The 23,064-nt window shown below is 68.9% G+C and carries 19 protein-coding genes and 1 pseudogene; 10 read left to right on the plus strand and 10 right to left on the minus strand.

Annotated features, from left to right (window positions below; all coding sequences use genetic code 11):
* Positions 1-2: 2 nt before the first annotated feature.
* A complete protein-coding gene (locus tag ACFOY2_RS26090; RefSeq protein ID WP_379530720.1) occupies positions 3-2,213 on the plus strand; it encodes a protein kinase domain-containing protein in 2,211 nt (736 codons plus the stop codon).
* Between the two features lie 53 nt (positions 2,214-2,266).
* Here the strand turns inward: ACFOY2_RS26090 and ACFOY2_RS26095 are convergent.
* From ACFOY2_RS26095 to ACFOY2_RS26105, 3 genes and pseudogenes are all read right to left on the minus strand, one after another.
* Positions 2,267-2,554, minus strand: a pseudogene (locus ACFOY2_RS26095) (RNA-guided endonuclease InsQ/TnpB family protein); the annotation flags it as partial.
* 81 nt (positions 2,555-2,635) lie between these two features.
* Positions 2,636-4,441 (minus strand): group II intron reverse transcriptase/maturase, encoded by a 1,806-nt coding sequence (gene ltrA, locus ACFOY2_RS26100; RefSeq protein ID WP_379530785.1) that lies wholly within the window; start codon positions 4,439-4,441, stop codon positions 2,636-2,638.
* A gap of 426 nt (positions 4,442-4,867) precedes the next feature.
* A complete protein-coding gene (locus tag ACFOY2_RS26105; protein WP_379530721.1) occupies positions 4,868-5,887 on the minus strand; it encodes an RNA-guided endonuclease TnpB family protein in 1,020 nt (339 codons plus the stop codon).
* Between the two features lie 8 nt (positions 5,888-5,895).
* Between ACFOY2_RS26105 and tnpA the strand changes: the two genes are divergently transcribed.
* The 4 genes from tnpA to ACFOY2_RS26125 all read left to right on the plus strand — a co-directional run bounded on the left by tnpA (position 5,896) and on the right by ACFOY2_RS26125 (position 11,011).
* Positions 5,896-6,351 carry an IS200/IS605 family transposase gene (gene tnpA / locus ACFOY2_RS26110; RefSeq protein WP_379530786.1) on the plus strand — a complete coding sequence of 152 codons (456 nt, stop codon included), beginning with the start codon at positions 5,896-5,898 and terminating at the stop codon, positions 6,349-6,351.
* 142 nt (positions 6,352-6,493) lie between these two features.
* Positions 6,494-8,413, plus strand: a complete 1,920-nt coding sequence (locus ACFOY2_RS26115; protein WP_379530722.1) for a beta-propeller domain-containing protein — start codon at positions 6,494-6,496, stop codon at positions 8,411-8,413.
* Positions 8,414-8,491: 78 nt separating this feature from the next.
* The gene (locus tag ACFOY2_RS26120; protein ID WP_379530723.1) at positions 8,492-9,679 is read left to right on the plus strand and encodes a helix-turn-helix transcriptional regulator; all 1,188 of its coding nucleotides are present in this window, start codon (positions 8,492-8,494) and stop codon (positions 9,677-9,679) included.
* A gap of 84 nt (positions 9,680-9,763) precedes the next feature.
* Positions 9,764-11,011, plus strand: coding sequence for a S8 family peptidase (locus ACFOY2_RS26125; RefSeq protein WP_379530724.1), 1,248 nt, complete (start codon positions 9,764-9,766; stop codon positions 11,009-11,011).
* A gap of 125 nt (positions 11,012-11,136) precedes the next feature.
* Here the strand turns inward: ACFOY2_RS26125 and ACFOY2_RS26130 are convergent, their stop codons facing one another.
* Together ACFOY2_RS26130 and ACFOY2_RS26135 are read right to left on the minus strand one after the other, a co-directional pair.
* Positions 11,137-12,873: a glycerol-3-phosphate dehydrogenase/oxidase gene (locus ACFOY2_RS26130; RefSeq protein WP_379530725.1), complete on the minus strand. Its 1,737-nt coding sequence runs from the start codon at positions 12,871-12,873 to the stop codon at positions 11,137-11,139.
* A gap of 96 nt (positions 12,874-12,969) precedes the next feature.
* A complete protein-coding gene (locus tag ACFOY2_RS26135) occupies positions 12,970-13,740 on the minus strand; it encodes a DeoR/GlpR family DNA-binding transcription regulator (RefSeq protein ID WP_379530726.1) in 771 nt (256 codons plus the stop codon).
* 130 nt (positions 13,741-13,870) lie between these two features.
* Here ACFOY2_RS26135 and ACFOY2_RS26140 point away from each other — a divergent pair, with 130 nt between their 5' ends.
* The 4 genes from ACFOY2_RS26140 to ACFOY2_RS26155 are packed head-to-tail and all read left to right on the plus strand — an operon-like array spanning position 13,871 to position 17,673.
* Positions 13,871-14,743: an SIS domain-containing protein gene (locus tag ACFOY2_RS26140; RefSeq protein ID WP_379530727.1), complete on the plus strand. Its 873-nt coding sequence runs from the start codon at positions 13,871-13,873 to the stop codon at positions 14,741-14,743.
* Complete coding sequence (gene nagA, locus ACFOY2_RS26145; RefSeq protein ID WP_379530728.1) at positions 14,740-15,873, plus strand: N-acetylglucosamine-6-phosphate deacetylase; 1,134 nt, start codon at positions 14,740-14,742, stop codon at positions 15,871-15,873. The genes ACFOY2_RS26140 and nagA overlap by 4 nt, the downstream gene beginning before the upstream one ends.
* The gene (locus ACFOY2_RS26150) at positions 15,873-16,838 is read left to right on the plus strand and encodes a 1-phosphofructokinase family hexose kinase (RefSeq protein WP_379530729.1); all 966 of its coding nucleotides are present in this window, start codon (positions 15,873-15,875) and stop codon (positions 16,836-16,838) included. The genes nagA and ACFOY2_RS26150 overlap by 1 nt, the downstream gene beginning before the upstream one ends.
* A gap of 10 nt (positions 16,839-16,848) precedes the next feature.
* On the plus strand, positions 16,849-17,673 hold the full coding sequence (locus tag ACFOY2_RS26155; protein ID WP_379530730.1) for a class II fructose-bisphosphate aldolase: 825 nt from the start codon (positions 16,849-16,851) through the stop codon (positions 17,671-17,673).
* Positions 17,674-17,676: 3 nt separating this feature from the next.
* On the opposite strand, the gene ACFOY2_RS26160 is transcribed toward ACFOY2_RS26155, so the two are convergent.
* Entirely contained in the window at positions 17,677-18,606 is a 930-nt protein-coding gene (locus tag ACFOY2_RS26160) for a phosphotransferase (RefSeq protein ID WP_379530731.1), read from the minus strand.
* Positions 18,607-18,616: 10 nt separating this feature from the next.
* A complete protein-coding gene (locus tag ACFOY2_RS26165; RefSeq protein ID WP_379530732.1) occupies positions 18,617-19,198 on the minus strand; it encodes a TetR/AcrR family transcriptional regulator in 582 nt (193 codons plus the stop codon).
* A gap of 68 nt (positions 19,199-19,266) precedes the next feature.
* Here ACFOY2_RS26165 and ACFOY2_RS26170 point away from each other — a divergent pair, with 68 nt between their 5' ends.
* A complete protein-coding gene (locus ACFOY2_RS26170; RefSeq protein WP_379530733.1) occupies positions 19,267-19,839 on the plus strand; it encodes a dihydrofolate reductase family protein in 573 nt (190 codons plus the stop codon).
* Here ACFOY2_RS26170 and ACFOY2_RS26175 read toward each other — a convergent pair.
* From ACFOY2_RS26175 to guaB, 3 genes are read right to left on the minus strand one after another with little or no spacing between them, the layout of a single operon-like run.
* On the minus strand, positions 19,836-20,090 hold the full coding sequence (locus ACFOY2_RS26175) for a hypothetical protein (protein WP_379530734.1): 255 nt from the start codon (positions 20,088-20,090) through the stop codon (positions 19,836-19,838). The genes ACFOY2_RS26170 and ACFOY2_RS26175 overlap by 4 nt on opposite strands.
* A 14-nt stretch (positions 20,091-20,104) precedes the next feature.
* Positions 20,105-21,226 carry a GuaB3 family IMP dehydrogenase-related protein gene (locus tag ACFOY2_RS26180; protein ID WP_379530735.1) on the minus strand — a complete coding sequence of 374 codons (1,122 nt, stop codon included), beginning with the start codon at positions 21,224-21,226 and terminating at the stop codon, positions 20,105-20,107.
* A gap of 4 nt (positions 21,227-21,230) precedes the next feature.
* Entirely contained in the window at positions 21,231-22,712 is a 1,482-nt protein-coding gene (gene guaB, locus ACFOY2_RS26185; protein ID WP_379530736.1) for an IMP dehydrogenase, read from the minus strand.
* Between the last annotated feature and the right edge of the window lie 352 nt (positions 22,713-23,064).

Here is a 23,064-nt window from a genome sequence, read left to right on the forward strand (position 1 = left end):
TCATGGCAACCTTCGCTCCGCTCCGACCCGGAGACCCCCAAAGGCTGGGGGGCCTGGGTCTCATCGGCAGGCTCGGCGAGGGCGGTCAGGGCGTCGTCTACCTCGCCGCGGACAACAACGACAACCGCGTGGCGGTCAAGTGGCTGCGCCCCGACCTGTCGGGCGACCAGGTGAGCGTGGAGCGCTTCCTGCGCGAGGTTCAGGTGGCCCAGCAGGTGGCGCCGTTCTGCACCGCCGCCGTCCTGGGCACCGGGATCGAACAGGACCGGCCGTTCATCGTCAGCGAGTTCATCGAGGGGCCGTCGCTCCAGCGGGTCGTGCAGGAGGAGGGTCCGCGCACGGGGACCGCCCTGCACCGGCTGGCCATCGGCACCGCCACCGCGCTGGCCGCCATCCACCAGGCCGGGATCGTGCACCGCGACTTCAAGCCGGCCAACGTGATCATCGGCGCCGACGGGCCCCGGGTGATCGACTTCGGCATCGCGCGGGCGTTGAACGCCACCTCGACGATCAGCAGCGCGGTCGTGGGGACCCCGTCGTACATGCCGCCCGAGCAGATCATGGGCCACACGGTCGGGCCCGCGGCCGACATGTTCTCGTGGGGCAGCGCCATGGTGTTCGCCGCCTCGGGCAAGGCGCCGTTCGGCAGCGACACGATGCCCGCGGTGATCAACCGGGTGCTCAGCCAGCAGCCCGACCTGAGCGTGCTGGACGGGCCGATGCGCGACATCGTGACCGCCTGCCTGTCCAAGGATCCCGCGCAGCGGCCCACGGCCGAACAGGTGATCATGCGCCTGCTGCAGCACCCTGCGCCCGGCAACTCCGGCATGCTGGCCCAGGGCGCCGCCGAGGCGGCTCATCGACAGCAGCCCTACCCACCGCCACCCGGCCCATCCCAAGGCCCGTACGGCCCTCCCTCAGGCCCTCTCCCGCACCAAGGCCCATACGGCCCTGCCTCGAACCCGGCTCCACATCAAGGCCCATACGGCCCTGCCTCGAACCCGCATCACTCGGGCCCTGCCGGTCATTCGGGGCCCATGGGCCCGCCCTCGCAGGCGCACAGACCGCCCGGCCCCTACGGCCCGCCCACCTACCAAGGGGGCATGACCACCCAGACGCGACAGAAGAGCAGGGTCCCGCTGATCGCCGGCATCGCGGTGACGGTCGCGTTACTGCTGCTCTCGGGCGTCGTCGTGATCATCCAGCTCGACAAGGCGTCGGTGGCCGAGCCGACCGACTCACCGACGCGCCGCACGAGGCCGTCCGCGACCAAGGCCGCCGTACCCCAGACGGGCACCAGGAGGACCCTGCCGGGTGGCGCGATCACGCACTACGAGAACCGGGCGGACGCGATCGTGCTGACCTCGTACGAGGTCTACGACAAGAGCCAGGAGGACTGGGTCGATTATGCCAGAGGATCGCTGCGCGGCACGTTCTCGAAGTACGCCGCCAACTGGGAGACGATCATCTCGCCCGACGGCAACCTCGTGGCGAGCAGGGGCCGCAAGTACAGCTCCGACGACTTCGACTTCATCGTCATCACCGACAGGCGCACCGACGAGCGTTCGACGATCAAGACCGTCAAGGAGCCGCTGATCAGCAGCATCAGGGCCTGGTCGAAGGACGGCTCCAGGATCCTGCTCAACATCGAGAAGAAGAACCGCGGCGACTGGGACTATCTCGGGTTCGTCATCGTCGACGTGGCCAAGAAGACGGCCAAACAGGTCGACGTCTCCGACAGCTCCGTCCGCCAGACGGCCTTCGGCTTCGACGAGGACGAAAGGGGCGTGGTCAACGCCTACGGCGACGAGCGGAACAGGGGCCTGCGCTTCTACGACGACAGGGGCCAGGCCAGGCGTTCGCTGGCCGGCATCGGCACACTGTCGGCCGGCACGCAGGACATCTTCTCTCCCTCGGGCAAGACGTTCGTCACGAACTGCCCCAACGGCGGCGACAACGACCACTGCATCTGGGACGCCGACTCGGGCGACCGGCTGCGCAAGTTCTCCTCCGACTGCGACAAGGTCCTCGGCTTCTACGACGAGAACCATCTGTTCTGCTGGGAACAGGACAACAACACCAAGGACGAGGTCCAGGTCGTCGACTTCGACGGCCGGTTGCTGCGCAAACTGCTTGAGGTGCCCAGGGGCCTGCGCTTCACGCCCACCTTCAGCGTCAACAGGAACCGGGGCTCGTCAGCTTCTCCGTCGTAAACGACCGAGCTTGCAGCTCCTCACCGTCGATGGCTTCGACGGTCCGGTCCGCGTCAGGCAGCGTGACTCACTGCCCAGCCCGCCACACCACGCGCGGCGATGTTGCGGGCTGCGTTGACGTCGGCGTGCTCAGCGAAGCCGCACGACGTACACCGGAAGGTTTCCTGGCCGGGCCGGTTGGCCCGGTCGGTATGCCCGCAAGCCGAGCATTCCTGGCTAGTGTGGGCGGGATCGACGTAGATGACAGCGATCCCGGCCCGCCGGGCCTTGTAGGAGATGAAGCTTCCGAGCTGGTGGAAGCTCCAGGAGTGCAGGGTGACCCGCTGGGGCTTGCGAAGTCGGGTAGCCGGGATGCATTGCTGCGTCCCGGCCCCCTCAGAACCGTGCGTGCGACTTTCACCGCACACGGCTCAAGCAAGCCTCTAGGGCTTCACGAGCTCCTGCTCAGGGTGCCGAGCCCCATCGCTGGCGTGATGCTGCCGATGGCACTCGGCGTGTACGAGTCGGAGGTTCGACTTATGGTCCGGGCCGCCATCGCGTCGGTAGACGAAGTGGTGCTTGTTCAGCGTCCTCTTCGATGCCTCGAACCATTCAATCCACGCTCGTGGGTTGTCTGGTTCGTACTCGGCTCCGCCGATCAGAGCCTGCCTGCAGAGAGGGCAAATCCCCTTCTGAACCCACGCCAGGGACAGACTCGTCTTGTCCATCGGTGGTGGCGTTCTCTTGCCGCGACGTTTTGCCCAGTACTCGATCAGGTCGGGGTCGTCCGGGGATGCCCCTCCTCTGACCTGCACATGTCGAACGATGTTGATCCACCGGAACTTGAGAAGATAGGCGCCGGACTGCTTATTGCCCATCACCCAGTTGTCTCTCTTGGTCCGGTTCAGCCTGCCGTAGTAGCGGGCGTAGATCCATTTCTCCGACTTCAGCGGGTGCATGCGCTTTGCCCACTTGCGGGTGAGCTTCCACATGTAGTCGTCCAGGTCGTAGAACTCCTTGGACGACACCGCTATCCGGTAGTACGCCCCCCAACCGCGAACAATGGGGTTCATCTTTCGGAGAAGGGCCTCGACGTTGGACCCATGAAGGGCTTTTACCTCTTCCCTCATCCGCGCCCGGATCTTCTTGGTGGCCTCCCGACTGGGGGAGATGATGGTCTTGTTCCTTGACCTCCTGATGTTGAACCCCAGGAAGTCGAAGCCCTCGTCCATGTGAACCACCCGGGTTTTCTCCTCATTGAAACGGAGCCCTCGTGGTTCCAACCACACCGCCAGTCGAGCCTTCACCTCTTCCGCTTGCTCCTTCGTGTCGCAGAGCGCCACGAAGTCATCCGCGTATCGGATCAGGATGGGTGTCCCAGCGACGGCCGGGGTGGACTGGTAGTCCTCCTTCTTGTTCCCCCTTTTATACCGGCACCCTGTGGCCTCCTCCATGCCATGGAGAGCGACGTTCAGCAACAGCGGACTGATCACACCTCCCTGTGGAGTTCCCTCCACGGTCGGCGCGAATCGCCCTTTGTCCATGACCCCCGCTTTGAGCCATCCTCGGATCATTTCCCGTGCTGGGAATTCGCCGATCGCACTTATCAGGTGTTCATGACTGATTCGGTCGAACGCTGCTGCCAGGTCAGCGTCCAGCACCCACAGCCGCGATGCTCCCTTGCGGGCGGTCGCACTGAAGATCCCTTCCACCGCGTCATGGCAGCCACGTCCGGGACGGAAGCCATACGACCTTCGTTCGAATCGGGCTTCCCACTCGGGCTCCAGAGCATTCTTGACCCGGGCCTGGTTGGCCCGGTCTCGGATGACCGGGATCCCGAGCGGCCGCTGCTTTCCATCGGCCTTGGGGATGTACACGCGCTTGACGGCTGCGGCTTCCCAGGTTTGGTCGCCGTGTATCTGGCTCGCCAACTCCCACCTCTTGGCCGGGGTGAGCGCTGTCTCGCCATCAATACCTGCCGTCTTGCGACCCTTGCTCTGCTGTGTCACCCGTTTCACGCTCACCAGCGTGTTGCTGTGGCTCCTCAGCATGAGCTTCTGCAGGTTGCGGACCTTCTTCAGGTCGCCTTCTCGTGTCGCCTTGAAGATGCGGCGCCTCAGTCGTCGTACTTCCTCCTCGGCCCTCTCCCATTGGATCGAGTGCCAGCCCGAGGGGTTGTCTTCTGGTCCGTTCGCGTGTTCGCGTCCAACTTGCCCGTCGGTGCCGATTTCCTTGTGCCTCCCTTCAATGGCTCACCAGGCTCACGTCTGCTCCCTTTCGGGCCGGGATCTCACCCGTATCCGGCGGGTTATACCTTGCGGCTTTCCCCTGATCTTTCGATCCGCCGGCCTTTGCTTCTTGAGCCTTCCTGTTCCCGCAGCGGGGTTGGGCCTTCCTTGCGGTTGGCTTACCGGTCTCCCGGACCACTACGGGGTTTCCACGTTCCGCACATCCAAGATTCGACTGGGGTGGGTGTCTCCTTTACCCCGGAGTCGGTGGTGTCCTATTCCCGACTACGGCTTGCCGGGAACCACCTGCTGCCCTTCCGCAGCGGACCCTGTGACCGCGTGTTGCTGCCACCATTTCGCGGTCCGACAGTCACGAGGCATAGCCAGAGATTCACTCGCGTTCACCCGTCCAGTCTTCCCCTCGCCTGTGGCTTTCCAGTGGCCGGTTTACCCTTGGGCTTGACTGTCCAGCTTCACACCCCGCCGTTGCCAGCGACGCATGTGGACATGGGGACGGGTCTGGACACTGACCCGGAGCATCACCTTTCTTTCGTTAATGCTCACTTGCAATGTGCGACTTCGTGTCGCACGCCGTACCCGGTCGCGGATGCCCTGGAGGTCTTCCAGGGCGATCCCTTGGCCGGTGCGTGTCGCCTCGGTCACGATCTGCTTGGCGATGGAGTGATTGGCATCGGCCGCGAACCGCGCCTCCTTGCGGCGGCGTTTCTTCAGCAGCCGTCTGGCGCTCTTGGTCCGTTTGGCCTGCAACCGGCGGCGCAGTTCGCGGTTGCGGTGCCGGACCGCGTTCAGGGCCTTGCCGCTGTACCGGGTACCGCCGCCGCTGCCAGCGTTGCCGGCGGTGGTGGCGATGTTGGCGATGCCCAGATCGACGCCGAGGAACCCGTCCGGTTCGGTCACCGGAACGTCGAGGATCTCGCAGGTCGCATACAGGTACCAGCCGCCGTCGCGGCAGACCAGATCCGACTCGCCCCTGCGATGGGCGGCCAGGGTTGTGAGCTGCTGCGGTGAGCCGGTGAACGCGACGTTCTTCAACCGGCCGCGGGTGGTCCAGATCGACACCGTCCGCTCCTGCATCTGCCAGGACAGGCACCGGTCGTCATACGGCTGGGCCGCGCCGGGCCGGAAGGTAATCGGCTTGCTCTCGGCTCTGGTCCTGCGCTTGGTCCCGGGCGCGCCCAGGTTTCCGGCCTTGAGGTTGGCGTGGAGGGTGTGGTAGGCGTCGGCGACCTTTTTGATCACGTGCTGGGCGGCCTGCGCGGCCAGCACGTTCTCGGTCTTGATCCGATGGTAGGTGTGTTTGCGCAGGTCGTAGGTGCGGAAGCAGCGCTGGTCAAAGGCGACCGCAGAAACCAGGTTGGCGGCCGTGTTGACAGCGTGCAGGGTCGCTTCCAGCGCCGCCGCCTGCTCAGGCGTCGGCAGGAGTTTCAGCTGCACCACCAGTTTCACCGTCGAACATATTATCGTCAGGTCCCTGCCGCCGGGGTGGGAAACCGAAGCCCGATGTCCGAAGAAGCCGAACCGTCGTCTGCAGCCTCCACACAGCCTTCACGCCCATGTGGTTTCATGCCAGGTACCGCTGCGACGTGTTCACCGACGAGATTCCGCGCCGCTGTGAAGACGTCATGCTCGAGGTATGCGACACCTTCGGCGCCATCCTGGTCGACTTCAACGGCGAGCACGACCACGTCCACCCGCTGGTCCGCCACCCGTCCGAAGTCGCCCTGTCGGTGCTGGTCAACTCCCTCAAAGGCGTCTCGTCCCGGCTCCTGCGCAAAGAGTTCGGCCCGCACGTCCGCCGATATCTGCGGGGCGGGCACTTCTGGCCGACCTCTTACCTCGCCGCGTCCTGCGGCGGCGCCCCGCTGTCGATCATCGAGGAGTACATCGAGAACCAGAAACGACCAGGGTGAGCAGCTCACGTGCACCAACCGTCCCGGCACCACCCGGGCCTGGAGCCCCTCCCGGGCTGCCGTTTCCTCCTGGGCATAAACGCCCGGGGCTCCACGCCAGATCACGCTGAACCATCCGGCGCGGGCAGCCGTCAATGAGGTCATGAACACGCTGATCCGTGCGGCGGCGACCGCGGCGGCCCTGGCGACGATGACGGCCGCCTGCACCTCTTCAAGCCGGACCCCGCCCCAGAAGGTGAGCCTCGGGTCCGTCCGCCTGGTCTCCTACAGCAGTTGTGACGACCTGCTGTCGGGTCTGCGCGAGCGGGCCGCCCGCAATGTCACCGCGTACGGCTTCGGCGGGGTCATGCCCTTCGCCGCCATGGAGGACAGCTCCCGCTCCTTCACCCCGAACGCCAAGGCGAACACCCCCGAGCACTCCACGACCAACGTCCACGAGGCCGGCGTGGACGAGCCCGACATGGTCAAGACCGACGGCAACCGGGTGATCACGGTCACCGACGGCACGCTGCGCGTCATCGACGCGGCCACCAGGAAGATCACCGCCTCGGTCAAGCTGACGGACAACGACGGACCGGGCGCCTCCGCCGACCTGCTGGTCTCCGGCGACCGCGCGCTGGTGCTCATGCGTGGCGGGGACATCATGTACAAGACCGCCTTCGCCCCGCCGAGCGACACCAGGTACATCCTGGTCGATCTCGCGGACAAGCCGAAGGTGCTGAGCACGATCCGGCCGCAGGGCTCGTACGTGGACGCCAGGATGGTCGGCTCCACGGTCAGGCTCGTCACCCGCAGCCAGCCTGACCTCACCTTCCCGCAGCCCGAGGAGGGTATGTCGGAGGAGCGGCTGCGCGCGGCCAACGAGGCGGCGGTGCGGCGCGCTCCGGCGGAGACCTGGCTGCCCAAGATCGAGATCACGGACGCGTCGGGGGCCGTCAAGAAGAGCACGGTCCCGTGCGAGCGCGTCAGCCACCCCGCCGACTACACCGGCACCTCGATGCTGACCGTGCACACGCTCGACCTGACGCAGGGCGTCACCTCGGCAGGCACCGACCCGATCAGCCTGGCGGCCGACGGCGACATCGTGTACGGCACGGGCGAGAGCCTCTACGTGGCCAGCAACCCGCGCTGGTGGATGCCGTCGCCCAGGCCCGTGGACGACACCCCCGCGGCGCCGGCGGAAGAGCCCACCCCGGAGGAGCCGGCCGTGACGGAGTCGGCCCAGCCGACGGCGCCGCCGGAGGAGACCGAGATCCACCGGTTCGGCATCGACAAACCGGGCGCGCCCTCCTACATCGCTTCCGGCAAGGTCAAGGGCAGGCTGCTGAACCAGTACTCGCTGTCGGAGTACGAAGGGCACCTGCGCGTGGCCACCACCCTCACCTCCGAGGACGGCCGGTCCAGCTCCAGCACCGTCCACGTGCTCAAGGCCGACACCCTGGCCAAGACGGGCGAGGTGGGCGGTCTGGGCCAGGGCGAGCGCATCTACTCGGTCAGGTTCATCGGCTCGGTCGGCTACTGCGTCACCTTCAAGCAGGTCGACCCGCTCTACACGCTCGACCTGCGCGACCCGGCGGCCCCCAAAGTGACGGGCGAACTCAAGATCACCGGCTACTCGGCCTACCTGCACCCCGGGAGCGAGGGCCGGCTGATCGGCATCGGCCAGGAGGCCAGCGAGAAGGGCAGGACGCTCGGCACGCAGATCTCGCTGTTCGACGTCAGCGACCCGGCGAGTCCGCGGCGGCTGTCGCAGTTCTTCCAGAAGGAGTCGGGCTCGACGGCGGAGTGGGACTCGCACGCATTCCTGTACTGGCCGAAAACCGGCCTTTCCGTCATCCCTCTCTTCCAGAACGAGACGTCGGGCGCGCTCGTCCTGAAGATCGAGGACGCGGGCGTGTCGAAGCTGGGAATGATCAAGCATCCGGCGCCGAAGGGCCAGTACCAGCCGGGAATCCAGCGATCGATGATCATCGGGGACGGCATCTGGACGATCTCGTACGAGGGCGTCCAGGTCAACGACGCCACCTCATTGAGCGAACAGGCCTGGATTCCATTCCGCTAATCACTATGAGTATGGACACAACCCCACAAATATTGAAAAATCCACTGACAAACTAATGTCGGGCCCGGGCGGTGTGTCATGCCTTTCGTCGGACGAGAGCGCGAACTCCGTCATCTGGCCGACGCCCTCGCCCGCCCTCCGATCGTCGTCCTGATCGAGGGCGAGGCAGGCGTCGGCAAGACCCGCCTCCTTCACGAGCTGGCCGGTCAGCCCCTGCTCGTCGGCGGCTGTCACCCGATGCGCTTCCCGTACGGCCCGCTCGTCGAGGCCCTGCGCCAGTCGCACCCGCCGGCAAGGCTCAACCCGGTTACCGGCGCATTACGGCCGCTCCTGCCGGAGTTCGCCCACCGGCTGCCGCCCGCCCCGCCCGCGCTCGGCAACGCCCAGGTCGAACGGCACCGCCTGTTCAGGGCCGTGCTGTCACTCCTCGACGCGCTGAGCCCCGTCACGCTGGTCGTGGAGGACGTGCACTGGATCGACCAGGAGACCAGGGAACTGCTGGCCTTCCTCGTCCGCTGCCTGCCCGGCACCGTCAACCTGGTGCTCACCTACCGCGCCGAGGACCTGCGCCACCCGGCGTCCGAACTGCTCGCCCACCTGCCGCCGCACATCGGCCACACCGAACTGACCCTTTCACCGCTCGACGCGGAGGCGACCGCGCTGCTGGCCAAGCACCTGCTGCCGGGCTCGGCCGACCTCTGGCCGCTCACCGGGGGCGTGCCGCTGGCCGTCGAGGAACTGGCCCGCATGCTGGCCGACGGCAGGGAGCCGAGCACGCCGCCGGCGCTGCGCGACGCCGTCCGGGTCAAACTGGACGCGCTGCGTCCCACGGCGCGCAGGATCGTGCAGGCCGCGGCCATGCTGGAGGAGCCGGCACCCACACTGACGCTGGCCGCCGCCGCGGGCCTGCCGCCCGAGCAGGGCGAGCGCGGGCTGGCCGAGGCGGTGCGGCGCGGCCTGCTGCGCGAATGGACGCCCGGCGCGTACGGCCTGCGCCAGCCGCTGACCAGGCAGGCCGTCCGCGAGTCCATCACCCCGAACCTCAGACGCCGGATCAGCCGCAGGATCGAGGCGCCCGCCGAACCCCAGGGCGCCCTGTCCCCCAGGGAGAAGCAGGTGATCGGCCTGGCCGCGGACGGCATGACGAACAAGGCGATCGCCGAGAGCCTGTTCCTGTCGCCGCGCACGGTCGAAGTGCACGTCGCGAACGGTCTGCGCAAGCTCGGGCTCACCTCGCGCCGACAGCTAAGTAGTCGCAATACGTAGTCACTACGTATGGCCGGGAGCTTGATTCTGGCTGATGTTTTTCAGTGGTTCCCGTCCAACATCCAAGGAAGGGCTCACGCTGCCATGCGACCACGCACCCCCCTGCTCGCATTAATCGTCAGCGCGCTGGCACTCCTGGCCACGCCGCTCGCAGCGCCTGCGACGGCCACCGCCGAACCACAGGAAACCTACATCGTGCAGCTCGACCCGCAGCTGCGCAGCGCCCCGCGCAGCGCCGCCCAGGACCAGGTGGCGAACGTCGGCGGCACGCTCGTCGGCGTCTACGAACACGCCTTCAAGGGCTACACCGCCAAGATGACCGCGACCGCCGCCGACCGGCTCAGGCAGAGCCCGAACGTGCTCACCGTCGAGCGCGACGCCGTCGTCACCGCGTTCCCGCAGACCGTGGGCACCGGCGTGCGGCGGATCTTCGGTCCCTCCAACCCGAACCTCGACATCGACGGCACCGACGACGTCCGCATCGACGTGGACGTGGCCGTCGTCGACACCGGCGTCGACAACACCCACCCCGACCTGAACGTGGTCGCGCGCGCCAACTGCGTGACCGGCGTCTGCGTGAACAACTCGGGCATCGACGACAACGGCCACGGCTCGCACGTGGCGGGCATCGTCGGCGCGCTGGACAACACGGTCGGCGCGGTCGGCGTCGCGCCAGGCGCCCGCATCCACGGCGTGAAGGTGCTCAACTCCGCCGGGTCCGGCACGCTGTCCGCCATCGCCGCCGGACTCAACTGGGTGGTGGCCCGCGCCTCGACCATCGAGGTCATCAACCTGAGCCTGGGCTGCAACGGCTGCACCAGCAGCGCCATCAGCACGGCCATCACGAACGCGGTCAACGCCGGGATCGTGGTCGTCGTGGCGGCCGGCAACAGCAGCGCGAACGCCTCCTCGTTCTTCCCCGCCAACCACCCCGACGTGGTCACCGTCTCGGCCCTGACCGACAACGACGGCCTGCCGGGCGGCTTGGGCGGCAGCACGCTGTCGTGCCGCAGCGAGACCGACGCGGACGACTCCCTGGCCTTCTACTCCAACTTCGGCACCACCATCGAGATCACCGCGCCCGGCACCTGCATCTACTCGACCTACATGAACGGCGGCTACGCCACGCTCAGCGGCACCTCGATGGCCAGCCCGCACGTGGCGGGCGCGGCCGGCATCCTCACCTCGGGTGCCAGAAAGCCGACGAACAGGACGGGCTCCCTGGCCGTGCGCAGCACGCTCATCTCCACGGGCAACTCCAACTGGACCGACAACGCCAGTGACGGCGTCAAGGAGCCGCTGCTCGACGTGCACGACTCCACGCGCTACTGAAACAGCCGACGCCATGTTTGGGACCGGCTCTGCTGGAAAGGCGATCAGTAGACGTCGATGACCATTCTGGAACGGGCGGTCCACGGATCCCGCAGCGCCGTGGGCCGCCCCTCCTTCTTGCGAAGCTATTGAGGATCCGGCATGACGACGGGGACGATTTCCGGCGCGCCGAGCCTGATCGCGTCGGCCCCCTGGTCGGAGTCCTGCTCCTGGGAGCGGCGTTCGGCCTCCACCCGCTTGGTGTAGTACTCCACTTCCCTTTTCACCTGCTCGCCGTCCCAGCCCAGCGGCTCGGCCATCAGCTCCGCCGCCTCCTGCGCCACGGCCAGACCGCGGTGGAAGGTCTCGATGGAGATGCGGGTACGCCGGGTCAGCACGTCGTTCAGGTGCCGGGCGCCCTCGTGGGTGGCGGCGTAGACGATCTCGGCGCGCAGGTAGTCGTCGGCCCCCGACAGTGGCCTGCCCAGCGACGGGTCGCCTTCGATCAGTTCGAGCACCTCGTCGATCAGCGCGCCGTAACGCTGGAGCAGATGCTCGATCCTGGCCACGTGCAACCCCGAGGAGTGGGCGATGCGGTGCCTGGAGTTCCACAGCGCCTGGTAGCCCTCGGCGCCGACGAGCGGGATGCGGTCGGTGCACGAACGCGGCACCCGCTGGTCGAGCCCGTGCGCGACGGCGTCCACGGCGTCCTGGGCCATCACCCGGTACGTCGTGTACTTCCCGCCCGCGATCATCACCAGGCCCGGCACCGGATGGGCCACCACGTGTTCCCTGGACAACTTCGACGTCTCGTCGGACTCGCCCGACAGCAGCGGCCGCAACCCCGCGTAGACGCCTTCGACGTCGTCGCGGGTCAGGGGCACCGACAGGACGGCGTTGACGTGGTCGAGCAGGTAGTCGATGTCCAGCCGGGAGGCGGCGGGGTGGGACTTGTCGAGCGTCCACTCGGTGTCGGTGGTGCCCACGATCCAGTGGCGGCCCCAGGGGATCACGAACAGCACCGACTTCTCGGTACGCAGGATGATCCCGGTCAGCGAGTGGATCCTGTCACGCGGCACGACCAGATGGATGCCCTTGGAGGCCCGGACGTGGATCTGGCCCCGGCCTCCCACCAGCTCCTGGATGTCGTCGGTCCACACGCCGGTGGCGTTGACCACCTGCCGGGCGCGTACCTCCGCCTCCTCGCCGCTCTCCAGATCGCGCACGCGCACGCCGGTGACCCGCTCGCCCTCCCGCAGAAACCCCACGACCTGCGCCCTCGGGGCGATGCGGGCGCCGTAGGTGGCGGCCGTGCGCAGCATGGTCATCACGTAGCGGGCGTCGTCGACCTGCGCGTCCCAGTACTGGATCGCACCCGTGAACGCGCTCTTCTTCAACGCCGGGGCCAGCCGCAACGCCCTTGCCCTCGACAGGTGCCGGTGCCCCGGCACGCCCCTGGTGAGCCCCGACGCGAAGCCGAGCGTGTCGTAGAGCATCACGCCCGCGCCCACGTAGGGACGCTCCCACCCGTAGTGGGTCAGCGGGAACAGGAACGGCACCGGCCTGACCAGGTGCGGGGCGATCCGCTGCAGCAGCAGCGCGCGCTCGCGCAGCGCCTCGCGTACCAGCTCGAAGTTGAGCTGCTCCAGGTAGCGCAGGCCGCCGTGGATGAGCTTGGACGAACGCGAGGACGTACCGGAGGCGAAGTCCCTGGCCTCGACCAACCCGACGTCGAGCCCTCTGGTCGCGGCGTCGAGCGCGATCCCCGCCCCCACGACCCCGCCGCCGACCACGATCACGTCGAGTTCCTGGGCGGTCATGCGCTCCAACGCCTCGGCCCGCTCGGCGGGCCCGAGCCGGGCCGCATTCCTTCCCGACGCCATAACTCCCCCTGCGTACGGCTTTGTCACCTGCGCCCTGTACCTACCCTCCCCGCCCGCGCCCCTCCCTCTCCGAAGGAGAGAAGAGACGACAGAGGGTCAGGCGCGGACGACCTTGACCCCCGCTTCCGTGAGCTCTCCCGCGAGCTCATCCGGCAACTGAGCATCGGTCACCAACGCGTCCACCTGCCCGATCGGGCAGATCCGCGAGAACGCCCGCTTCCCGATCTTCGAGGAGTCGGCCACCACGACCACCTGGGCGGCCCGGCTGATCAGCAGGTTGTTGACGCTGGCCTCCCCCTCGTGGTGCGCGGAGGCCCCCAGCCCGACGTCGAGCGCGTCCACCCCCAGGAAGGCCACGTCCAGCGTCACCTGCTCCAGCACCCCGGTGGCCAGCGGCCCGATGAGCTCGTAGGACTGCTGCCTGGCCACCCCACCCGTCACCACGATCTTGACGTGCTGCCGCACCGTCAGCTCCGAGGCGATGTTGAGGGCGTTCGTGACGATCGTGAACCCGCTCTCCAGCCTCGTCAGCGTGGCGAGCGTGCGCGCCAGCTCGGAGGTCGTGGTGCCGCCGTTGAGCCCGACCACCGCGCCGGGCGTGACAAGCTCGGCCGCCGCGCCCGCGATGCGGTGTTTCTCGTCGGCGTGCCTGGCCGTCTTGTAGCGCAGCGGCAGGTCGTAGCTGACGCTCTGGGCGACCGCTCCGCCCCGGGTGCGCATGAGCATCTGCTGCTGGGCGAGCTGGTCGAAGTCCCGCCGGATCGTCGCGGTGGAGACGTCGAGCGCCTGGGCGGCCTCCTCCACCGAGAGCCTGCCCTCCTGGGCCAGCAGCTCAAGGATGGCGTTCCAGCGGTCGTAGCGGGACACGAAGCCTCCCTAGAGGACGAGGTCAGGAGCAAGCGTGGCACAAGCGGGCAGGCCACAGCCACCAGTGTCCATTACTGCTCTTTCCTGGTATAAAAATGGCAGAAACAATCAATCATCGGGGAGGCAAGTGGTGACCACCCACACCGAGGCCGAGATCGCGTCACAGCCGTCCTGCTGGCGCCGCGCCGTCGCGAGCGTTCCCGCCGACGCGCTGCCGCGCCGGGGCGAGCGGGTCGCCGTCGTCGGCTGCGGCACGTCGTGGTTCATCGCGATGGCCTACGCCACGCTGCGCGAGCAGGCCGGGCACGGCGAGACCGACGCCTTCGCCGCCTCCGAGGCGCCGATCGGCCGCCCGTACGACCGTGTGCTCGCGCTGACGCGTTCCGGCACCACGACCGAGGTGCTCGAACTGCTGTCCAGGACGACCACGAAGACCACGGCCATCACCGCCGACCCCAACACGCCGATCATGACCAGCGCCGACGAGGTCGTCGTGCTCGACTACGCCGACGAGCGTTCGGTGGTGCAGACCAGGTTCGCCACGACGCAACTCGCGCTGCTGCGCGCCAGCCTCGGCGAGGACCTCACGCAGGCCATCGCCGACGCGGAGGAGGCCGTGGCCGCGCCGCTGCCCGATGAGCTGGTCGCCGCCGAGCAGTTCAGCTTCCTGGGCGCCGGCTGGTCGGTGGGCCTGGCGCAGGAGGCCGCGCTGAAGATGCGTGAAGCGTCCCGTTCGTGGACGGAGGCGTACCCGGCGATGGAGTACCGGCACGGCCCGATCAGCATCGCCGCCCCCGGCCGCGTCACCTGGATGCTCGGCACGGCGCCCGACGGCCTGCGCGCGCAGGTCGAGCGGACCGGCGGCACGTTCGTCGAGAGCGCGCTCGACCCGATGGCCGAGCTGATCCGCGCCCAGCGGGTGGCCGTGGCCAGGGCCTTCGCCCGAGGGCTGAACCCCGACGAGCCCATGCACCTCACGCGATCTGTGATCCTTTCTTCATGAGCCTTACTCTTGCCGACGCCAGGATCGTGACCCCAGAGGGAGTTCACGAGGGGTGGCTGACCATCGAAGACGGCCGCATCACGCACGTCGGGCGCGGATCCGCCCCCGGCCAGGGCCTGAGCATGGGCGGGCGGCACGTCGTGCCCGGATTCGTGGACATCCACAACCACGGTGGCGCCGGGGGCTCGTTCCCGACCGGCGAGCCGGACCAAGCCCGTGAGGCCGTGGCCTTTCACCGCCGCCACGGCACCACCACGACGATGGCCAGCCTGGTCACCGACTCGATCGCGGGGTTGACCAGGGCGGCGGCGGCGCTGGCCGAGTTGTGCGACGAAGGATTGCTGGCCGGGATCCACTTCGAGGGCCCCTACATCGCCAAGGCGCGCTGCGGCGCGCACGACCCGACGCTGCTGCGCGAGCCGTCGTCGCAGGAGTTCGCGGGGCTGGTCAAGGCCGGGCGCGGGCACGTACGCATGGTGACCATCGCGGCCGAGCTCCCCGGGGCGCTCGACATGATCCGCCTGGCCGTCGCGGAAGGCGTCATCGCCGCGCTGGGCCACAGCGACGCCGACTACGAGCGGACGATCGAGGGCATCGAGGCCGGCGCGAGCGTGGCCACGCACCTGTACAACGCGATGCCGCCGCTCGGGCACCGCGCCCCCGGGCCTGTGGCCGCGCTGCTCGACGACGAGCGGGTGACGGTCGAGCTGATCAACGACGGGGTGCACGCGCATCCGGCCATGTTGCGGCTGGCCTACGAGGTCGCGGGGCCCGGACGGACGGCGCTGATCACCGACGCGATGTCGGCCACCGGGCTGGGCGACGGCGACTACGTTCTCGGGCCCATGCGAGTACGCGTGCAGGACGGCGTGGCCAGGCTCGTCGAGGGCGGCTCCATCGCGGGCTCCACGCTCACCATGGACGTCGCGTTCCGGCGCGGCGTCCAGGAACTCGGCATGTCGCTGCCCGACGCGGTCCAGGTGGCCTCGCTGACACCCGCGCGGGTACTGGGCCTGGCCGACAGGATCGGCTCGATCGCGGTCGGCAAGGCGGCCGACCTGGTGGTGCTCTCCGACTCACTGAAGGTCGACGGCGTGCTGAAGGACGGCGTCTGGATCACGGAGCCCTGATGATCCTCACGGTGACGCTCAACGCCGCCCTCGACGTGACCTACCAGGCGCCCGGCATCGACTGGAACGGGGTCAACCGGGTCAGCGCGGTGCACCGGCGAGCCGGCGGCAAGGGCGTCAACGTGGCCCGCGTGCTGGCCGCGCTCGGCCAGGAGGTGCTGGTCACCGGGCTGGCCGGCGGGCCGACCGGGCGGGCGATCGAGGCCGACCTGCGGGCCGCGGGCCTGCCCACCGCGCTCTGCCCGATCGCCGCCGACTCCCGCACCACACTGGCGATCTGCGAAACCACCACCCCGGTGACTCCTGACGTCGCCACCCCCGAGGCGACTCCGGGCGTCGCCGGGGGTGGGCGTACGGCGTTGTTCAATGAGCCTGGTCCCGAGGTCACCCCGGACGAGGTCCAAAATTTCCTGACAACGTATGAAACCCTGCTGACGTCGGCGCACGTCGTCGTCATCTCCGGCAGCCACCCCCGCGGCATCCCCGCCGACTTCTACGCCACCCTGGCGGCCGTCGCCGCCGGCAAGGGCGTCCCCGCCATCGTGGACGCCGACGGCGACCCGCTCCGCCACGCGCCCAAGGGCCGCCCCCGCGTGCTCAAGCCCAACGCCGACGAGCTGGCCAGGGCCGTACCGGGCGGCGGCACCCCGGCCGAGGGCGCGCGGGCGCTGCGCGGCCGGGGCGCGCAGGCGGTGGTGGTGTCCATGGGCGCGGAAGGACTGCTCGCGGTCACGGAGGAAGGCACGTTCACGGCGCGCATGCCGTACGCCGTCCAAGGCAATCCGACCGGCGCGGGCGACGCGCTGGTCGCGGGGCTGGCGCTGGGCCTGCTGGAGTCGTCGCCGTGGCCCGACACGCTCAGACGGGCCGCGGCGCTCGGCGCGGCGGCCGTGGCCGCGCCGGTGGCCGGCGACTTCGACCGCGACGTGTACGCCGCCATCCACCCCCACATCGTCATCACGTAAGGAGCCCGCCATGCCCCTCGCCGCCATCGGCGACATCATCAGCCGGTCACCCGCGGGGGTGGGCGCGTTCAACGTGATCCAGCTCGAACACGCCACTGCCATCGTGGCCGGCGCCGAGGCCCTCGGGCTGCCCGTCGTGCTGCAGATCAGCGAGAACTGCGTGCGTTACCACGGCGCCCTGGAGCCGGTCGCGCTGGCCGCGCTGGCGGTCGCCAGGCGGGCGGAGGTGCCGGTCGCGGTCCACCTCGACCACGCCACCGACCGGACGCTCGTCGAGGAGGCGGTGGCGCTGGGGGTCGGTTCGGTGATGTACGACGCCTCGGCCCTGCCCGACGACGCTAACGTGGCCACCACCGCCGAGGTCGCCGCCTGGTGCCACGAACGCGGCGTGTGGGTGGAGGCCGAGCTGGGCGAGGTCGGGGGCAAGGACGGCGTGCACGCCCCCGGCGCCCGCACCAAGCCGCACGAGGCGGCCGAGTACGTCGCCGGCACCGGCGTGGACGCGCTGGCCGTGGCCGTGGGCACCTCGCACGCCATGACCACCAAGGACGCGGTGCTCGACCTGGAGCTCATCGCCGACCTGCGGGCCGCCGTACCGGTGCCGCTGGTGCTGCACGGCTCGTCGGGGGTGCCCGACGACGTGCTGCGCGAGGCCGTACGGCACGGCATGAAGAAGATCAACATCGCGACCCACCTGAACAAGGCGTTCACCGGCGCCGTACGCGACTACCTGGCCCACGACGACCGGGTCGTCGACTCCCGCAAGTACCTCAAGGCCGGTCGCGACGCCGTGGCCAGGGAGGTCACACACCTGCTCGGGGTCCTGGCGGGCTGAGCCTCACGCCCCCAGGATGGCCAGCACGCGCTCGGTCTGCCGCTCGAACGTGCCGGGCGGGTTGCGCGGGCCCTCGTGCGACAGCAGGAAGAACCAGATGAACGCCTGAGCCTTGCGGCACTCGCGCATCCGCCGCTCCTCCTGCGGGCTCAGCTCGAACCGGCCCGCGATCTCGACCTCGCCGTCCACCCACATCGACACGTGCTCGGCCAACTCGGCCAGCTCGTACACCAGGTCGCTGCGCCCGGAGTCCTCGAAGTCGACGATGCGGACGCGTTCGCCGTCCCAAAGGAAGTTGGCCAGGTTGCCGTCACCGGCCCCGAACACCGGCGTGATCCCCGACTCACGCGCCCCGTCGCAATCGAACCCGCCGACCCCATCGCGATCGAACCCGCCAGCCTCATCGCGGCCAAGCCCACCAGCCCCATCGCGGCCAAGCCCACCGACCTCAGCACGGCCGAGCCCGCCGCCGACCCCATCGCGGCCGAATCCGCCGCCTGGTGCCGCCCAACCGTCGAGCCACCTCAGCCCCTCCTCCACGACCCGGTCGGCCGCCGGGTTGCGCGGCTGCCACTGTGCGCAGCGCAGCCGCAGCCAGTCGACCACCGCCTCGCGCTGCCACGGGCGTACCGGGAGGGTGCGCAGGACCTGGTGCGGGACGGCGGTGTGCAACTCGACGAGGGCCTCGGCCATGGCGGCCAGGTGCTCGGCACGCCTCGGGAGCCCGCGCAACGGCACGCCGTCGATCCTGGTCATGGTGATAGCGCCGTCCTCGCGCGAGACCGGCTCGGGCGCCAGCCCCGGGGCGTGCTCGGCCAGCAGGTTGAGCGCCCGCCACTCCCGCTCGCAGGCCCCGGGCCTGTCCGCCACGTAACGCTTGGTGACGAGGTCGCCGTCGTAGACCAGCTCGTGAATGTGCTGAAGATCGGCCATGAGCGGAATGTTACTGATCAGCGGGCAGCAGCCTCTCGACGGCGGTGGTCACGAGCGTGTGGATCTCCTCCTCGCCGAACACTCCGGGTAGCGTGAGCCGTTCGACGATCAGCCAGTTCATCGCCAGGTAGAGCAGCACCACGGTCGTCTCGTCGCCGGGGAGGCCGGAGGCGAGGTGGTGGCCCACGTTCGCGTCGACGTCGGCGCGGATGCGCTCGGTCAGCACGGCCCGCAGGTCGGACCGCCTGGTCGCCTCCAGCCGCAGCTCCAGCAGCGCCAGATAGCCCGACCTGAAGGCCGAGACCCGATCGACGAGCTCGTGCATGAGCTCGCTCACCCGCTCCCTGTCGCGCGGCCCCGACAGGCTGGCGGCGATCGTGGCGGGGTCGGGCCGCAGCCGCTCATAGATCCGCCCGCCCACCTGCGTGAACAGGTCGTCGCGACTGGAGAAGTAGTTGGAGGCCGTGCCCGTGGGCACCTCGGCCTGCGCGTCCACGGCCCTGAACGTCAGCCCCCGGGCCCCCTCCCTGGCCAGCACCTCGATCGCGGCATCGACCAGCGCCGCCCGCCTGGCGACGTTCTGCCTGACCATTTGACACCACTCCATCTGTAGTACTACGGTCAAACCACTTCACTCATAGTACTTCACTTGGAGCAGTTTTGCGGAAGCTCGTCTACTACGTCGGCACCTCGATCGACGGCTACATCGCCGGCCCGAACGGCGAGGTCGACTTCTACCCGCTGGCCGACGACATGGCGGCCGACATCACCTCCCAGGTCCCCGAGACCGTCCCCACCCACATACGGGCGCAGATCGGCCTCGACACGCCCAACCAGCGCTTCGACACCGTGATCATGGGCCGAGGCACCTACGAGCTCGGCCTGGCCGTCGGCGTGACCAGCCCGTACGCGCACATGAGGCAGTACGTCGTCTCCAGCACGATCAAGAGCGTCGACGACCCGGCCGTGGAGCTGATCCCCGGCGACCCCGCCGGGCTCGTCCGCCGGCTGAAGCAGGAGCCGGGCATGGACGTCTGGCTCTGCGGCGGCGGCAACCTCGCCGCCCAGCTCCTGCCGGAGATCGACGAGCTGATCATCAAGTGCTACCCGGTGGTCGCCGGGGCCGGCATCCCGGCCTTCCACGGCGCGTTCGGCCCCCAGGTGTTCACCCTGACCGGCACGCGGACGTTCAGCAACGGGGCGGTGGTGATGACCTACACGCGTGCAAGCTAGGACTCCAGCGCGATCCTGCGCTGCATGGCCTCGACCGTGTTCTTGGCGACGAGCAGGGAGGCTCCCGTCGTCTGCCGGTAGATCTTGATGGCCTGGATCGTTTTGCCCTTCTGAAGGGCCTGGTAGAAGTCCGGTGGCAGGGCGGGACCGCCGGGCACGGCGTCGATCAGCGAGGGATCGACGCCGAGATGCCGCTGGAGGTAAGCGACCTGCCGCTCAAGCCGGGCGATCCTCTCCTCAAGGGATTCCATGGCCAGAACATTACCTACCGCGCGATCGGCGCCACCACGACCTCGACCCGCTGGAACTCCTTGATGTCGGAGTAGCCCGTGGACGCCATGGTGCGCTTCAGCGCGCCCATCAGGTTCATCGAGCCGTCGGCCACGCTCGAGGGCCCGTGCAGGATCTGCTCCAGCGTCCCCACGGTCCCGAACGCGACCCGCCGCCCCCGCGGCAGATCGGGGTGGTGCGCCTCCGAGCCCCAGTGGAACCCGTGCCCGGGGGCCTCGACCGCCCTGGCCAACGGCGAGCCCACCATCACGGCGTCGGCCCCGCACGCGATGGCCTTGGCGATGTCGCCGGAGGTGCCCATGCCGCCGTCGGCGATCACGTGCACGTAGCGCCCGCCCGACTCGTCCATGTAGTCGCGGCGCGCTGCGGCCACGTCGGAGATCGCGGTGGCCATCGGCACGGCCACGCCGAGGACGTTGCGCGTGGTGTGGGAGGCGCCGCCGCCGAACCCGACCAGCACGCCGGCCGCGCCCGTCCGCATCAGGTGGAGCGCGGCGGTGTGGGTGGCGCAGCCGCCCACGATGACCGGGACGTCCAGCTCGTAGATGAACTGCTTGAGGTTGAGCGGCTCGGCCCGGCCCGACACGTGCTCGGCGGAGACGGTGGTGCCGCGGATGACGAAGATGTCGATGCCCGCGTCGATGACCGCCTTGTGGTACTGGACGGTGCGCTGCGGCGACAGCCGCACGGCCGTGGTCACGCCGGAGGCGCGGATCTCCTCGATCCTGCGGCCGATCAGCTCTTCCTTGATCGGCGCGGTGTAGATCTCCTGGAGGCGTTTGGTGGCCGCCGCGGTGTCGAGGGCGGCGGCCTCCTCCAGCAGTGGCAGCGGGTCCTCATAACGCGTCCACAACCCTTCGAGGTCGAGCGGCGCCAGCCCGCCGAGCCGCCCGATCTCGATCGCGGTGGCCGGCGAGACCACGCTGTCCATGGGCGCGACGACCACGGGCAGCTCGAACCGGTAGGCGTCGATCTGCCAGGCGATCGACACCTCCTCGGGATCGCGGGTGCGCCGCGAGGGCACCAGGCCGATCTCGTCCAGCGAGTACGCCCGCCGCCCGGCCTTGCCCCGGCCGATCTCCACCTGCTGTGTCATGGACTTACCTTCTGTGATAGTTCGGAGCTTCCACGGTCATCTGGATGTCGTGGGGGTGGCTCTCCTTGAGGCCCGCGGCCGTGATCGGCATGAGCTCGCAGTCGGTGTGCATCTGCGTGATCGTGCGGCAGCCGGCGTACCACATGCCCTGGCGCAGCCCGCCGATGAGCTGGTGGGCGACGGCCGCCACGGGGCCGCGGTAGGGCACCTGGCCCTCGATGCCCTCGGGGATGTACTTGTCCTCGCCGCCGACGTCGGCCTGGGCGTAGCGGTCCTTGCTGAAGGAGGTGCCGCCGCGCTCGCGGTTGCGTACGGCGCCCAGCGACCCCATGCCCCGGTACGACTTGAACTGCTTGCCGTTGATGAAGATCAGCTCGCCGGGCGACTCTTCGCACCCGGCCAGCAGCGAGCCCAGCATGACCGTGTCGGCGCCGGCGGCGATCGCCTTGACGATGTCGCCGGAGTACTGCAGGCCGCCGTCGCCGATCACCGGCACGCCCGCGGGCGCGCACGCCTTGGATGCCTCGTGGATGGCGGTGACCTGCGGCGCGCCGACCCCGGCCACGACGCGGGTGGTGCAGATCGAGCCGGGCCCCACGCCCACCTTGACCGCGTCGACGCCCGCGTCCACCAGCATCTGGGCACCGGCCCTCGTCGCGATGTTGCCGCCGATGACCTGGACCTTGCTGTTGGCCTTGATCTTGGCGATCATCTCGGCCAGCCCCTTGGAGTGGCCGTGGGCCACGTCCACGACCACCACGTCGACCCCGGCCTCGATCAGCGCCTTGGCCCGCAGCTCCGCGTCGCCGCCGACGCCCACGGCCGCGCCCACGACGAGCCGGCCGTCGGGGTCTTTCGTGGCCAGCGGATATTGCTCGCTCTTGGTGAAGTCTTTGACCGTGATCAGGCCGCGCAGCCTGCCCTCGGAGTCGACCAGGGGCAGCTTCTCGATCTTGTTCTGCCTCAGCAGGGCGAACGCGTCGTCGCGCGACACGCCGACGGGGGCGGTGACGAGGGGCATCTTGCTCATGACCTCGCGGACGGGCCGCGAGTGGTCGGCCTCGAATCGCATGTCGCGATTTGTCACGATCCCGACGAGCGTGCCGGACACGTCCGTCACGGGCACACCCGAGATCCGGTACGTCGCGCACAGCCGCTCGACGTCGGCCAGCGTGTCGTCCGGGCTGCACGTGACCGGGTTGGTGACCATGCCGGCCTCGGACCGCTTGACCAGGTCGACCTGCTGGGCCTGCTCCTCGACCGAGAGGTTGCGGTGCAGGATGCCGATGCCGCCCTGACGGGCCATGGCGACCGCCATGCGAGCCTCGGTGACAGTGTCCATGGCCGCGGAGACCAGCGGGATCGACAGGGTGATGCCCCGGGAGAGCCGCGACGCGGTGTCGGCCTCACCCGGCTGAAGATCCGAATACCCCGGTACCAACAGCACGTCATCGAAGGTCAGACCCACCTCGGTGAACTTGGACATGCTGCGGCCCCCTCCTGCCGTTGCGTTGTTTCGCCAATTCTAGAGGGTGCGGCAAAACGCAAGGATGCCGGGAGCACGATGACCCCCACGGTCCGTCGTACTCCCGGCATCGCAAAGTGCCGGGGGATGGGACGGTCGGTGATCCGTCCCATCCCCCGGCCACCGGCATCCAGGCAGGGTGGTGCTTGGCACCACCGAACCCCCCTCCGCGTCCTGATGGGCGGCCCCACCGCGCCTCTTCAGGATGCCGACGCTAAGTAAATCTTGCGTTACTCACCGGAACAACGCAAGGTGAAAACGTGCAATTGCACGAAGTTGCAGACTGGATCACCCTGTGGACGCACGAGTTCGC

Origin of the sequence: Nonomuraea purpurea (assembly GCF_042650645.1) — a bacterium.
Taxonomy (GTDB): Bacteria; Actinomycetota; Actinomycetes; order Streptosporangiales; family Streptosporangiaceae; genus Nonomuraea; species Nonomuraea purpurea.